The 15408-nt window shown below is 74.5% G+C and carries 5 protein-coding genes; all 5 read right to left on the reverse strand.

Going from position 1 to position 15408, the window contains the following annotated elements; genetic code table 11:
• Position 1: 1 nt before the first annotated feature.
• The 5 genes from ACVCAH_RS27520 to ACVCAH_RS27540 all read right to left on the reverse strand — a co-directional run bounded on the left by ACVCAH_RS27520 (position 2) and on the right by ACVCAH_RS27540 (position 15405).
• Positions 2-5569, reverse strand: coding sequence for an amino acid adenylation domain-containing protein (locus ACVCAH_RS27520; protein WP_447139123.1), 5568 nt, complete (start codon positions 5567-5569; stop codon positions 2-4).
• A complete protein-coding gene (locus ACVCAH_RS27525) occupies positions 5566-8688 on the reverse strand; it encodes a non-ribosomal peptide synthetase (RefSeq protein WP_447139124.1) in 3123 nt (1040 codons plus the stop codon). Before ACVCAH_RS27525 ends, ACVCAH_RS27520 begins: the two co-directional genes overlap by 4 nt.
• A 76-nt stretch (positions 8689-8764) precedes the next feature.
• Entirely contained in the window at positions 8765-8953 is a 189-nt protein-coding gene (locus tag ACVCAH_RS27530; RefSeq protein ID WP_302921344.1) for an MbtH family protein, read from the reverse strand.
• Positions 8953-9906, reverse strand: coding sequence for a TauD/TfdA family dioxygenase (locus tag ACVCAH_RS27535; RefSeq protein WP_447139125.1), 954 nt, complete (start codon positions 9904-9906; stop codon positions 8953-8955). Before ACVCAH_RS27535 ends, ACVCAH_RS27530 begins: the two co-directional genes overlap by 1 nt.
• A gap of 27 nt (positions 9907-9933) precedes the next feature.
• A complete protein-coding gene (locus tag ACVCAH_RS27540) occupies positions 9934-15405 on the reverse strand; it encodes a type I polyketide synthase (protein WP_447139126.1) in 5472 nt (1823 codons plus the stop codon).
• Between the last annotated feature and the right edge of the window lie 3 nt (positions 15406-15408).

The raw sequence follows: 15408 nt of genomic DNA on the forward strand, positions 1-15408 counted from the left end.
CTCACACCCCTGCCGGCACCTTCTCCCCCGCGCGCTCGGCGGCGCGGGCGGCGAGGCGCCGCTCCCGCTCCTGCGCGCCGATCAGGTCGTCCGGCAGCGAGTCGGGCACCTCGATGTCGAACCGGCGCAGCAGCCGGATCGCGAACCCGCCGAGGGTGATCAGCACCAGCGCCGCGCCGAAGCAGACGTACGCGAAACCGATGCCCCGGCCCTCGCCGGTGCCGATCACCGCGCCCACCGATCCGGCCAGCGCCCCGCCCGGGGCGAGCATCGGCTCGAACAGCGCGGTGGCCCCCGGGGCCAGCAGCGCGAAGCCGATCGGCAGGGTCGACCAGGAGATGGTCTGGTTGAGGCTGAACACCCGGCCGTGGAACCGCTGCGGCACCTTGACCTGGACGATGGTGGCGTAGATGGACTGCGCCGTGGTCATCGCCATGGCCAGCCAGAACGCGCCCACGCAGACCATCGCCACCGAGGCGTCCAAACCGATCAGCACGCAGCCGACCGCGGTGCCCAGGTTGCCGATCAGCACGCCGACCATCCGCCGGTGCCGAGGACCGCCCCAGATCGACATGAGCACGCCGCCGGCGACCGCGCCGCACGCCTCGGCGAGCGCCACCTGGGCCACCTGCGTCGCGGTGCCGAAGGAGAGCACCAGCGGCGTGACGAGCACCAGCGCGGGCGCCAGGAAGATGTTGCCCACCGCGAAGTATCCGAGCATCAACCGGAAGCCCCGGTGCTGCCAGGAGTAGCGCAGCCCGTTGGCGATGGCGACCAGCAGCCGCTCCTTCGGCCGCCAGCCGAGCAGGTCCGGGAAGCGGACCACCGCCAGCGTCAGCACCGCCACCAGGTAACTCGCCACGTCGATCAGCAGGATGCCCTTGAGTTCGATGGCGGCCAGCAGCCCGGCGGCGAAGACCGGCATCAGCAGCATCGCGAAGCCGTTGGAGAGCTGGGTGATGCCCATCGCGTGGCCGAGGTAGCGCTTCGGCACCAGCTGCGGCACCGCCGACTGGAACGCGATGCGTTGGAACGACCCGGCGACCTGACTCAGCGCGACCAGGCCGTAGATGTGCCAGAGCGCCAGGCTGTCGGTCCACAGCAGCGCGGCCAGCACGACCTGCACCGCGCCGGCGCTGCTGCTGGCGATCATCATGATCTTCCGGCGGCTGACCCGGTCGGTGATCGCCCCGGCGACCGGCAGCATCAGCACGCCACAGATCAGCGCGAGCGCCCAGAGCAGCCCCAGGTTGGCCACCGACCCGGTCTGGGTGAACAGCCAGATCGGCAGGGCGAACGCGGTCAGCGCCGACCCGGTGGTGGAGACCAGCTGCCCCGCGGTGACCGCGACGAACCGGGCCATGCTCGGCTTGACCGCCGTGACGCCCGCCCGGTCGTCGACGCCGACCCGCTGGTGAGCGGCGAGCACCCAGCCGGCGTCCTCGCCACGGGCGGCCGGGGTGAGCGCGGCGACGTCATCGGCGGCGACGGCCCGGTGGGTGCGGGTAACGATCTCGGCCAGCTCGTCCGCGCGGTACTTCAGGAAGAAGTGGCCGGCCTGGTCGAGCACCACCAGCGCGAGGGTGTCGCTGAGGAACTGCCACTCCGCGTACCGCTCGGCGTGGTAGTCGGTAACCGGGTCCTCGGAGCCCACCACGGAGATGATCGGGGTGCGCAGCTTCGCCGCCCGCCGGTCGAGCAGGCCGGTGAAGTACTCCTCCGACGCCCGGGAGTCGGCCCGCATGTTGCTGATGATCCGGTCGGCCTGCTCCGGGTCCAGCTCGTCGGTGTCCACGCCCATGGACTTCAGCCAGCTGGCGTAGTGCCGGTTGCTGCGCAGCCGCTCCAGCCGGTTACGCAGCGCGGCGAACGCTCCCTTCGGCCGGGCGAACGGGAACATCGCGCCGATGTAGAGCGCCTCCAGGTCCCGCCCGGCCGCCTCGACCTTGCGAGCGACCTCGGCGACGATCGCGCTGCCCACGCCGCAGTGGCCGTAGAGGGCGATCGGCCCCTCGATCCGCTCCAGGATCTCCTCGGCCACCCGGGTGGTCAGCTCGTCGAACGGCAGCGCGTCCTCGCTGAGCCCGAGGTCGTGGCCGGGAATCGCCAGCGACCAGAGCGCGTGCCCGGCGGGCAGCGCGTCGGCGAGCGGCTGGTAGACGATGGCGCTGCCGCCGCCGTAGGGGACGCAGACGTAGGTGAGCACCCGCTGGGCCGCCGGGATCGCCTTGGTCAGCTCGTAGAGCAGCCGGCGTGGCCCCTCCTGCCCGGCGTCGCCGGACATGAAGGCGGCCAGCTCGCGGATGGTCCGCTGCTGGAACAGGTCCATCACGCCGACCGGCCGGCCGCCGTGCTCCGCCTTGCGGATCTTCGCGACCACCTGGGTGGCGAGCATGGAGTGCCCGCCCAGGTCGAAGAAGTCGTCGTCGATGCCGAGCGTGTCGACGCCGAGCACCTCCGACCAGATCCCGGCCAGCAGCCGCTCGGTGTCGTCGCGCGGCTCGACCAGCGCGACCGACGCCTCCCGGGTGACCACCGGCGCCGGCAGCGCCCTGCGGTCCAGCTTGCCGTTCGGGCTCAGCGGCAGCGCGTCCAGGGTGACGAAGGCGTTCGGCACCATGTACTCGGGCAGCGTCTCCTTCAGCGCCGCCTTCAGCGCCGCGTGCTCGGCCGCGCCGACCAGGTACGCGGTCAGCCGCTTGTCGCCGGGGCTGTCCTCCCGGACGATCACCGCCGCCTCGGTCACCCCGGGCTGCTCGCGCAGCGCGCTCTCGATCTCGCCCAGCTCGATCCGCAGGCCGCGCAGCTTGACCTGGTGGTCGATCCGGCCGAGGAACTCGATCACGCCGTGGTCGGCCGCGCCGGGCGCGGTGCGCCAGCGGGCCAGGTCGCCGGTGCGGTAGAGCCGGGCGCCCGGCTCGCCGGAGAACCGGTCCGGCACGAACCGCTCGGCGGTGAGCGCCGGCCGGCGGTGGTAGCCGCGGGCCAGCCCGACCCCGCCGATGTGCAGCTCGCCGGCCACCCCGACCGGGCACTCGTTGCCGGCCGGGTCGAGCACGTGCAGCCGCAGGTTGGCGATCGGCGCGCCGATCGGCACGCTGGTCAGCCCGTCCAGCAGGGCCGGATCGCAGTGCCACGAGCTGACGTCGATGGCCGCCTCGGTGGGGCCGTACAGGTTGTGCAGCCCGCACCAGGGCAGCCGGACGGTGAAGTCCACCGCCGAGGCCAGCGGCAGCTCCTCGCCGGAGCAGATCACCCGGCGCAGCGCCGTCGCCGCCTCGACGCCGTCCTCGGCGAGGAAGACGGTCAGCATCGACGGTACGAAGTGGGCGGTGGTGACCCGCTCGGCGACCAGCAGGTCGCGCAGGTAGCCGGCGTCCTTGTGCCCGCCGGGCTTCGCCACCACCAGCCGGGCGCCCTCGCGCAGCGGCCAGAAGAACTCCCACACCGACACGTCGAAGCTGGCCGGGGTCTTCTGCAGCACCGCGTCGTCGCCGCCGAGCCGGTAGGTCCGCTGCATCCAGTCGAGCCGGTTGACGATACCCCGGTGAGTGTTCGGCACCCCCTTCGGCCGGCCGGTGGAGCCGGAGGTGTAGATGACGTACGCCAGGTGCTCCGGGCCGGCCGTCGGCGCCGGATCGGCGGTCGGCTGGTCGGCCCAGACCGCCGGGTCGTCGAGGGCGAGCACGGTGGCGCCGGTCTCCGGCAGCACGTCGCGCAGGTGCCGCTGCACCAGCACCACCGGCGCGTCCGCGTCGGTGACCATGAACGCCAGCCGGTCGGCCGGGTACTCCGGGTCCAGCGGCAGGTAGGCGCCGCCGGCCTTGAGCACACCGAGCAGCCCGGCGACCAGTTCCACCGAGCGCTCGGCGCAGACCCCGACCAGGGTCTCCGGGCCCACCCCGGCGGCGCGCAGCCGGTGCGCGATCCGGTTCGCGGCGGCGTTCAGCTCGGCGTACGTCACCGAGCGGCCGTCGAAGGTGACCGCCACCGCGTCCGGGGTGGCGGCGGCCCGCTCCTCGATCGGCCCGTGCAGGGTCTGCTCGCGGGGGAAGTCGGCGGCGGTGTCGTTCCAGCGGCCCAGCAGCTCGCGCTCGGCCGGCGCGAGCAGGTCGAGCGCGGAGATCGGGGTCTCCGGGGCGGCGACCACGGCCCGCAGCAGCGCGCCGAGCCGCTCGGCCATCCGCTCGACCGTGTCCCGGGTGAACAGGTCGGTGTTGAAGACCAGCTTGGCGTAGAGCCCGTCGACGGTCTCCACCGCGTGCAGTTCGAAGTCGAACCGGGTGGCCCGCAGCTCCATCGGCGTCCAGTCGAACGTGACGTCGCTGGCGTCGGAGACCGCGTTGAACCGGCCGATCTCGTAGTTCTGCAGCACGAACATCGCCTGGAACACCGGCGAGCGGCTCACGTCCCGGGGCAGCCCCAGCTCGTGCACCACCCTCGCGAACGGCACCTCGGCGTGCTCCAGCCCGTCCAGCACGCCGCGCCGGGTGCGCTCCAGCAGCTCGGCGAAGGTCGGGTCGCCGGCCAGTTCGGCCCGCAGCGGCACCATGTTGATGAACATGCCGACCACGTCTTCCAGCTCCGGCGCGGAGCGGCCGGCCACCGACGCCCCGACGGCGAAGTCGTCCTGACCGGCGTGCCGGGACAGGAACACCTGGTACGCCGCGAGCAGCGTCATGAACAGGGTGCCGCCGTAGGAGCGGGTCAGCGCGAGCAGCCCGTCGGTGGCGGCCCGGTCCAGCCGGAACTCCACGAAGTCGCCGGTGTAGGTCTGGGTGGCCGGACGGGGCAGGTCCAGCGGCAGCTCCAGCGGGGTGATGCCGGCCAGCCGCTGCTTCCACCAGTCGAGGTGCCGGCGGGCCGCCGGCCCCTCCAGCTCCCGCGCCTCCCAGTGGGCGAAGTCGCCGTACTGAACCGGCAGGGCGGGCAGCTCCCCGCCGCGGTAGAGGGTGATCAGGTCGCGCAGCAGCACGTCCACCGACCAGCCGTCGCCGACAATGTGGTGCTTGCCGAGGAACAGCACGTGGTCGTCGACGTTCATCCGGTCCGGAGTGCCGTCTTGCGGCGCGGAGGCCGGATTATCGTCGTCGGCGACCAGCCGGATCAGCAGCGCCCGCAGCAGCGGCCCCTCGGCCAGGTCGAACGGCTCGGCCGCGGCCGCCTCCACCAGCGCCTGCGCGGCGGCCTCGTCCGGGGCGTCCACGATGGTCAGCGGCACCTCGACCGCGTCCCGCACCACCACCGTCGGCCGGCCATCGGCGTCGGCCGGGAACCGGGTGCGCAGCGACTCGTGCCGCCGGGTCAGCCCGGCCAGCGCGGCGCGCAGCGCCGCGACGTCGAGCGGCCCGCGCACCCGCAACGGCACGGCGATGTGGTACGCCGCCTCGCCCGGAGCGATCTGGTCCATGAACCAGACCCGCTCCTGGGCGTACGACAGCGGCACCTCGGCGTCCGCCGCGCGCGGGCCGATCCGGGACGCGGGCGCGGCGCTCTGCCGCTTGCGCAGCCGCTGGGCGATCAACGCCTGGCGGGCCGCGTCCCGGGCCGGATCCTTCAGGTCGGTCATGAGGGGTTGTCCTTCTCCGCCGCGAGCAGCGCGGCGACCTCGGTTTCGGAGAGCTCGTCGAGTTCGGCGCCGATCCGCTGCTCGATCTGGGCGGCCAGGTCGGCCACCACCGGGCTGCTGAACAGCGCCCGCATCGGCAGGTCCACGTCCACCTCGGCCCGGATCCGGGCCATCGCCCGCATGCCGCGCAGCGAGTTGCCGCCGAGGGCGAAGAAGTCGTCCAGCGCGCCGACCTTGTCCACCTGGAGGATCTCGGCGTACACCTCGGCGACCAGCGCCTCGGCGTCGGTGCGCGGGGCGAGGAACCCGTCGGCGGCCGGGACGGCGGCCGGGGCGGGCAGCGCCGCGGTGTCCAGCTTGCCGTTGGGCGTCAGCGGCAGCGCGTCGAGCCGGACGAACGCCGACGGGACCAGGTGCGCCGGCAGCTCCCGGGCCAGGTCGGCGGCGAGCGCCGCCTCGTCGGCCGGGCCGACCAGGTAGCCGACCAGGGTCGGCTCCCCGGAGTCGGTGCGGACCACAACCGCCGCCGCGGTCACGTCCGGCCGGGCCAGCAGCGCCGACTCGATCTCGCCCAGCTCGATCCGCATGCCGCGGACCTTGACCTGGTTGTCGCGGCGGCCCAGGTATTCCAGCGTGCCGTCGGACCGCCAGCGGGCCAGGTCGCCGGTGCGGTACATCCGCTGCCCGGCCGGCCCGTACGGGCAGGGCAGGAAGCGCTCGGCGGTGAGCGCGGGCCGGCGCAGGTAGCCCCGGGCCAGCTGGTCGCCGGCGACGTACAGCTCGCCGACCACGCCCGGGGGCACCGGGTTCAGCGCCCCGTCGAGCAGGTACGCCCGGGTGTTCCAGGTCGGCCGGCCGATCGGCACCGGCCCGGCGGGCAGGTTCTCCCCCGGCGCGATCCGGGCGGCCACGCAGCCGACGGTCGCCTCGGTCGGGCCGTACTCGTTGATCACCGCGACGTCGCCGTGGGCGGCCCGCCAGCCGGCGAGCTGCTCGCCGGTGAGCGCCTCGCCGCCGATCACCAGATCGGTGGTGGGCGACAGCTCGGCGTCGAGCAGCGGCAGGTGGCTCGGGGTGACCTTGAGGAAGGCCGGCCGGCCACCGGCCCGCGCGGCCGGCTCGTCGACGGCGGCGAGCCGGACCGTGCCGCCCGCGGTGAGCGGGCCGAGCAGCCCGGTGACGGTCAGGTCGAACGACACCGGCGAGTGCAGCAGCGCCGTCCCGGCCAGCCCCGGATAGCTGGCCCGGGCCCAGGCGAGGTAGGCGGTCACCGCCCGGTGCGCCACCACCACGCCCTTCGGCCGGCCGGTGGACCCGGAGGTGTAGAGCACGTACGCCGGGTGCTCCGGGCGCAGCGGGGCGGCCCGGTCGGCGTCGGTCAGGTCGCCGCCGTCGCCCTCGACCGGGCCGTCGAGCACCAGCGCGCCGGCCGGCACCAGGGCCGCGGTGTCCGGGGTGGCCAGCACCAGCGCCGGCTCGGCGTCGGACAGCAGGAAGGCGATCCGGCCGGCCGGGTAGCCGGTGTCCACCGGCACGTACGCCGCCCCGGACTTCAGCACCGCGAGGATGGCGACCACCAGCTCCACCGAGCGGGGCAGCGCCAGCGCGACCCGGGACTCCGGGCCGGCGCCCCGGGCCACCAGCACCCGGGCCAGCCGGTTGGCGGCGGCGTTCAACCGCGCGTACGTCAGCTCGACGCCGTCGCGGACCAGCGCGGGCGCGTCCGGGGTGGCCGCCGCCTGCCGCTCGAACTCCGCCACCAGGGTGCTCGGCGGGACGTCGCGGGCGGTGTCGTTCCAGGTGGACAGCACCAGTTCCCGCTCGGCGTCGGCGAGCAGGGGCAGCGCCGACAGCCGCTGCGCCGGGTCGGCGACGGCGGCGGTGAGCAGCCGGACGTACCGGGCGACGACCGTCTCGGCGGTGGCCCGGTCGAACAGCGCGGTCCGGTACAGCAGCCGGCTGGTGCCGGTGGTGATGTCGAAGGCCAGGTCGTCCTTGGTGGTGCCGAGCGGCGCCGGGTCGAGGCCGGAATCCGGGATGAAGTTCAGCGCGGTCTGGAAGACCGGCTGCACCGACGGGTCCCGCTGCGGGGCGATCGTCTCGACGATCCGCTGGAACGGCGTGGCGCCGTGCTCCATCGCGTCGACCAGCCGGTCGCGGACCCGGACCAGCAACTCGATGAAGGTCGGGTCACCGGCGAGGTCGCAGCGCAGCGCCACCGGGTTGACGAACATGCCGATCAGCCGGGTCAGCTCCGGGGTGTCCCGGCCGGCGGTGGAGACGCCCACCACCACGTCCTCGTCGCCGGAGATCCGGGAGAGCAGCGCGGTGAACGCGGCCAGCAGCACCATGTACGGGGTGGCCGCCGAGCCGGCGGCGAGCTGCCCGACCCTGTCGAGCAGCCCGGCGGGCAGGTCGAAGCGCACCTCGTCGCCGGCGAAGCCGAGCTGCGCCGGCCGGGGCCGGTCCAGCGGCAGGCCGGTCACCGCCGGCGCGCCGGCCAGCTGCTCCCGCCAGAACCCCAGCTGCCGGTCCAGCTCCGGGCCGGCGAGCTGGTCGCGCTGCCAGACCGCGAAGTCGGCGTACTGGACGGGCAGCTCGGGCACCTCGGCGGGCGCACCGGTCAGCGCGGCCCGGCTGAACGCGGCCAGCTCCTCGGTGAACAGCACCGCCGAGTGGCTGTCGAACACCGCGTGGTGCACCACGAACAACAGGCCGAACTGGTCGTCGGCGAGCCGGACCAGCCGCCCCCGCCACAGCGGCGGGGCGTCCAGCGGGATCGGCGTGCGGGCCAGCTCGGTCAGCAGCTCATGGGCGTGCTCCTCCCGCTGCCTCGCCGGCAGGTGCCGCAGGTCGGTCTCGGGCAGCTCGACCGGCGCGGCGGCGCGCACCACCTGGACCAGTTCGCCGTCGGTCATCCGCAGGTGGGTGCGGAGCGACTCGTGCCGGGCGACGACCTGCCCGAGCACCCCCGTGGCCTGCTCGCGGGTGAGGCCGACCGGGAACCGCCACGGGCTGGAGACGTTGTAGACCGGCGAGCCGGCGTCGAGCTGGTTGGCCATCCACACCCGTTCCTGGGCGAAGGAGGCCGGGAAGGTCCACTCGCGGGGCTTGCTCATGCCGGCACTCCGCTTCGCTCCGTGCCGCCATGAGGCACCTTCGCACTGAGCCTGATGATTCGCTCGCTCCGCTCGCTCATGACGCGGCCTCGCGGACCGACCGCGGACGCATGTCCGTCCAGACCGTGTCGATGTGCGCCAGGCACTCCTCGCGGGTGCCGGCGAAACCGGCCTCGTGCCACCCCGCGGGGAGGTCGCGCTCGGCCGACCAGATCGAGTACTGCTCCTCGTCGTTGCGGACGACCAGGAAACGGGATTCGGCCATCAGTTGTCTCCAGCGCTCTCGGGGGTGTGCGGCTCGGCCATCGCGACGGCGATCTTGCGGGGGCCGGTGAACGGCTCCCGCCCGTGCGCGGCGGTCATGTTGTCCACCACCAGCACGTCGTCGCGCTGGTAGTCGAAGCGGACGCTGGCCGCCCGGTACGCGGCCCGCAGGTGGTCCATCACGTCGGCGGGGATCTCCCCGCCGTCGCCGTAGTAGGTGTTCGACGGCAGCTCGTCGGCGCCGAACATGGCCAGCAGCCCCTCCTGGTAGTCCTTGGGCAGGGTGCTGATGTGGAAGAAGGTGGCGTGGTTGAACCAGCGCGGCGTGTCCGAGCCGGGCCGCTGGTGCACCACGTCCCGCACCGCCCGGGTCCGCAGCCCGTCCTTGCCGCGCCACTCCAGCTCGATCCGATTCGCCGCCGCGTACGCCTCGACCTCGGCCCGGTCGTCGGTGTTGAACACGTCCTGCCAGCGGGTGCCGAAGTCGGCGTGGAAGTTGCGGACCAGCATCCAGCGCCGGCGCACGAACTCCTCCCGCACCGCCGGGTCGATCTCGGCGTACACCCGGCGCACGTCGGCCAGCGGGGTCGCGCCCTGCGTCTGCGGCGGGGTGATGCAGTAGAAGAACAGCGTCAGCGGCCAGCGCGCCTGGTACGAGTTCTCGTTGTGCAGGAAGATCTCCTCGTCCGGCGGGTAGTCGGTCGAGGTGTAGACCCGGCCCTTGATGGCGTGCCGGGGCGAGGACCGTTCGGTGTAGACCAGCGGTTCGCCGGACAGCGCCCGCACCACCCGGTCGAAGCCGTCCACCCCGCCCACGTCGAAGCCGCGGAACAGCAGCCCGCCGTGCTCGGCCAGTGCCGCGCGCAGTTCCGCGCGGCGGGCGTCGATCAGTTCGGTCAGCTCCCGGCCGTCGTTTTCGACGACCACCGGCAGTGTGGCGATCGTGTCGCTCATTGCTCTGTCACTCCTGGTTTCTCGTGCTCAAACGCGGGGCAGTCGCGGGATGGCGGGAATGGTGGCCGGGGTGGCCGGCTCGTCGGTGGGCGCGGCGGTGGCCCGCAGCTCCTCGATCCGGGCGGCGAGGCCGGCGACGGTGGGCGTCTCGAAGAGGCTGCGCATCGGCAGCCGGACCCCGGTCGCCTTGCGCATCGCCGCGATCAACTGCACCGCGACCAGCGAGTTGCCGCCGAGGGAGAAGAAGTCGTCGTCGACGCCGATCTCCTGCGCCCCCAGCGCGTCCCGCCAGACCCCGGCGATGGTGATCTCCAGTTCGGTACGCGGCGCGGCCGAGCCGCCCCCGGACGCGGCCGGCGTGGCGGCGGTCGCCTCCGGCTCGCTCTCCAGGCTCTCGGTGGTCACCCGGCCGGCCCGGTGGCGGATGTCCGCCACCGTCCGGGTGGCGATGACCACCTGGGCGCCCAGCCCGGCGGTGAGGCTGCGCCGGAACGCCTCCGCGCCGTCGACCGGCCGGATGTCCTCGGTCGGCCCGGCCGGGGCCGCTGCGGCGGTGTCGGCCGGCGCGGCGGCCAGCCCGCCGGTCACCGCGCCCTGGTCGACCCGGCGCAGCACGAAGTCGCTGATCGCGACGAGTTCCCGGCCGGCCGGGTCGCGCAGCGATAGGTCGGCGGCGACCACCTCGTCGGTGGCGCTGGCCCGGTGCCGCAGGTGGCTGTGGAACTCCGCCGGCAGCGGCCCGCGCACCACGATCCGCCCGTAGGACAGCGGCAGGTAGGTGCCCGAGCCCTGGCCCCGGCCGAACGCGGTCGCCACGTCGAGCAGCGCCGGGTGCAGCCCCCAGGCCGGCAGGTCGCCGACCGCCTCCGCGGGGGCCGCGATCCGGGCCAGTTCCTCGCCGTCGCCGAGGTGGTGCTCGCGCAGCGCGGCCCAGCGCGGCCCGAAGGTCAGCATGCTGGTGCGCCCCCGACCGAACGACGAGTCGTCGTCGACCCGGCGACCGGCGATGGCCGGCTCCCGCGCCGGTGGGGCCGGCTCCACCGTCCAGCCCGCCGAGCCGCGCACGTGGGTGCGCGCCTGACCTGCGGCGAGGCTGCGCACCGTGAAGTCGGCGCCGTCCTCGCCCGGGGTCAGCTCCACCCGGTACTGGGCGACGCTGCCGGCCGGCACCGAGAACGGCTCCAGGAACACCACGTCGCGCAGTTCCACGCAGGCGCCCTCGGCGGGGGCGGGCAGCGCGGCGGCCACCGCCGCGCGGACCGACTCCAGGTGGGCGGTGCCCGGCACCACCGCAACCCCGCCGATGCGGTGCTCGTCGAGCACCCAGTGGGTGGCCGCGGAGACCAGGCCGTGCAGCACGGTGCCCTCCGGGCCGGTCACCTTCGTGGTGAGCAGCGGGTGGTCGACCGGGGTGGTGACGGTGTCCCGGCCGGCGGCCCGGAAACCGGCCGGGGCGTCGGTCTCCACCGCCATGCCCACCTCGGCCCAGCCGCCCCAGTTCTGCGACACCACCGGCGCCCGCCAGCCCAGCCCGGAGCGGGCGTAGGCGTCCAGCGCGTTGTTGGCCGCGCAGTAGTCCACCTGGCCGAACCCGCCGATCACCGCGGTGATCGACGAGCAGAGCACCACGAAGTCCAGCGGCAGGTCGCCGAAGACCTGGGCCAGCGCGAGGGTGCCGGCGAGCTTGGGCGCCAGCACCCGCTCCGCCTCGGCCCGCTCCTTGACCTCGGCCATGCCGCCGCCGGGCAGGCCGGCCGCGTGCACGATGCCGTCGATCCCGCCGTAAGCGGCCTCGGCCGCCGCGCGTACCCGGCGCAGGTCGGCCGGGTCGGTGACGTCGGCGGCGAGCACCAGCACCTCGGCGCCGGCGGCCTCCATCCGGCGGATCGCCGCGATCGCCCGGCCGGTGCGGTCCGCGCCGCCGTGCACGCTCAGGTACGCGTCCCACTCCTCGCGGGCGGGCAGCCCGGAGCGGGCGAGCAGCACCAGCTTCGCCCGGGCCCGCTGGGCGAAGTCCTCGGCCAGGGTGATGCCGATGCCGCCAAGGCCGCCGGTGATGACGTACCGGCCGCCCTCGCGCAGCGCCCCCGGCTCGCTCTCGGCGTCCACGGTGACCTGCTCGTAGCCGGTCACCCAGCGGCGGCTCCCGCGCAGCGCCACCTCGGGCCGCTCCGGGTCGACCGGGCGGCGCAGCTCGGCGAGGAGCGCCCGCCCGCCGTCGTCGGCCGGGTCGGCGTCAACCAGTCGGACGGTCAGCCCGGGCAGCTCGACCGGCAGCACCCGGGCCAGCCCGGCCAGCGTGGCGTGCTCCGGCCGGCGCAGGTCGGGGCCGTTGACGTCGCCGATGCCGCTGGTCACCAGATCCAGCGTGAGGCCGCCCTCGGCGGCGGTCAGGCCGGCGCCGGCCAGCGCCTGCACCAGGTGCAGGGCGCTGAAGAAGCCCCGGTCCTGGGCCGCCCAGGTGGCCACGATGTCGGTGCCGGCCGGCTCGCCGTCGAGGGTGAACGCGTGCACCAGCCGGGCCGGCACGCCGTCGGCCGCCAGCGCGGCGACCAGCGCGTCGTAGTCGTCCCGGACGCCGGGGCGCAGCCGGTAGCCGGTGCCGGTGGCCGCGAAGGCGTCGCCGGGGCGTACCTCCACCGGGTCGGCGCCGGCGGCGCGCAGACCGGCGACCAGCGCGTCGCCGCGCGGGCCGGCGACCAGGACCAGGCAGCGGCCCGGCGGCACGGTCCGCGGCTCGGGCGCGGCCTGCCGCCAGACCGGCACCGCGAACCACTCCGGCAGCGGCCGGGGACCGGTCTCCGCCGGCACCGCAGCGCCCTGCTCCACCGGGTCCGGGTCGACCCAGTAGCGGCGCCGCTCGAAGGGGTACGTCGGCAGCGGCACCCGCCGGGCGTCCGGGTCGGAGCCCAACCGCACGGAGGTGCCCTGGCACCAGAGCGCGGCGGCGGCGCCGAGCAGGGTGGCCAGGTCGCCGGTGGTCTCGCCCGGGCCGGGGAGGCTGCCCAGCGGGGTGAGCTTGCGCTGCGCCTCGGCCGCCTTGGCCACCTGCATCCGGGCCAGGTTGGCCAGTTGCTTGCCGGGGCCGCACTCGACCAGCTGCCAGGTGCCCTCGGCGAGCAGGGTGGCCACGCAGGCGCCGAAGCGCACCGGCTGGCGCAGGTGCGCCGCCCAGTACGCCGGGTCGGTGGCCTGCTGCTCGGTGATCCAGGTACCGGTGACGTTGGACAGGAACGGGATCGCCGGCGCCCGCAGCGGCACCCCGGCCATCAGCGCGGTGAACTCGGCGAGGATCGGCTCCATCATCGGCGAGTGGAAGGCGTGCGAGGTGCGCAGCGCCTTGCTCTTGCCCTTGAGCGTCTCGGCGAACGCGGCGACCGCCTCGCTCGGGCCGGCCACCACGCAGGTGCCGGGGCCGTTGACGGTGGCCACGGCCAGCCCCTCCGGCAGCCGCTCGGCGACCACCGACTCGTCCAGCGCGACGGCCAGCATCGCGCCCGGCGGCATGGACTGCATCAGCCGGCCCCGGGCGGCGACCACCCGCAGCGCGTCCTCCAGGCTCAGCACGCCGGCCACGGTGGCGGCGACGTACTCGCCGATCGAGTGGCCGATCATCGCCGCCGGCCGCACCCCGGCGGACTGCCAGAGCATCGCCAGGGCGTACTCGACCACGAACAGGGCGGGCTGGGTGTAGCGGGTCTCGGTGAGCTTCTCCTGCGCCTGCGGGTCGCGGCCGAGGATCAGATCGCGGATGTCCAGTCCCAGCTCGGCGCGGAGCAGCTCGGCGCAGGAGTCCACGGTGGCCGCGAAGGCCGGCTCCTCGGCGTAGAGCTGCGCGCCCATGCCGGCGTACTGGGCGCCCTGGCCGGAGAAGAGGAAAGCCAGCCGCGGTGCCGGGCCCTCGGCCGCGCCGGACTGCCGACGGCGCGGGGTGTTCAGCGCGGTCACCGCGTCGGCCAGGTCGGTGGCGACCACGGCCACCCGGTGCGGGTACTCCTGACGGCCGACCCGCAGCGTGTGCGCCACGTCGGCGAGGTGTTCCGGCCCCCGGTCGGCGGCGGCCTCCAGGTGCTCGGCCAGCCGCCGCACGGCGGAGTCCAGCGCGGTGGCGGTCTTCGCCGAGACGTGCAGCAGCTGCGCCGGGCGGACCCGGCGGGAGGTGCGGTGCGCCGCCGGCGCCTCCTCGAGCACCACGTGGGCGTTGGTGCCGCCGATGCCGAACGAGCTGACTCCGGCCCGCCGGGGCGCCCCGTCGGTGTCCCACTTGGTCAGCGTGTTGGCCACGTAGAACGGGGTGTCGGCGAACTCGATGGCCGGGTTCGGCGTCTCGTAGTTGATGGTCGGCGGGATCAGCCCGTGCTCCATGGCCAGCACGGTCTTGATCACGCTGACGATGCCGGAGGGCTGGCTGAGGTGGCCGATGTTGGACTTCACCGAGCCGATGCCGCACCAGCCCCGGTCGTCGGTGTCCTTGGTGTAGACGGCGGAGAGCGCGGCCACCTCGATCGGGTCGCCCATCGCGGTGCCGGTGCCGTGCGCCTCGACGTAGCTGATGGTGCGGGGGTCGACGTCGGCCATCGCGACGGCCTGGGCGACCGCCTCCATCTGCCCGTCGACGCTCGGGGCGGTGAAACCGACCTTGCCGGCGCCGTCGTTGTTGATCGCGTTGCCGAGCACCACCGCGCGGATCGGGTCGCCGTCGGCGATCGCGTCGGAGAGTCGCTTGAGCAGTGTCACCCCGACGCCGCTGCCCCAGACGGTGCCGTTGGCGCCGGCGTCGAACGGGCGGCACCGGCCGTCGGGCGAGGTGAAGCCGTCCATGCCGAGGTAGCCGACGTGCGGCAGTTCGATGTTCACCCCGCCCGCGAGGGCCATGTCGCACTCGCCGTTGCGCAGCGCCTCGCAGGCGAGGTGGAACGCGACCAGGGAGGTGGAGCAGGCGGTGTGCACGGTCAGGCTCGGCCCGCGCAGGTCCAGCCGGTACGACACGTTGGTGGCGACGTAGTTGGGCGAGTTGCTGGTGGCGATGGAGACCGCGCCGTGCGGGCTGCCGCCGACCCGCTTGTTGCGGTACACGTTGCGGTGCAGGTAGAGGTTGCCGCCGGTGCCGGCGTACACGCCGATCGACCCGTCGTAGCGGCCGGGGTCGTAGCCGGCGTCCTGCAACGCGGTGTAGCAGGACTCCAGGTACAGCCGGTGCTGCGGGTCGGAGATCTCCGCCTCGCGGGCGGTCATGCCGAACAGCCCGGCGTCGAACTCGTCGTACCCGTCGACCAGCGGCGCGCGGTTGACCCAGCCGGGGTCGTCCACCTCCTCCACGGTGGCGCCCCGGGCCAGCTGCTCCTCCCGGGTCAGCTCGGTGACCGACTCGACCCCGTCGACCAGGTTGCGCCAGAACTCGTTCACGTCGGCCGCGCCGGGCAGGCGGGCGGCCAGCCCGACGATCGCGATCGGCTCGATGCCGTCGCCGGGCAGGTCGGTTGCGGTCGGGTTGCTCATCAG

Source organism: Micromonospora sp. LZ34 (assembly GCF_052981855.1).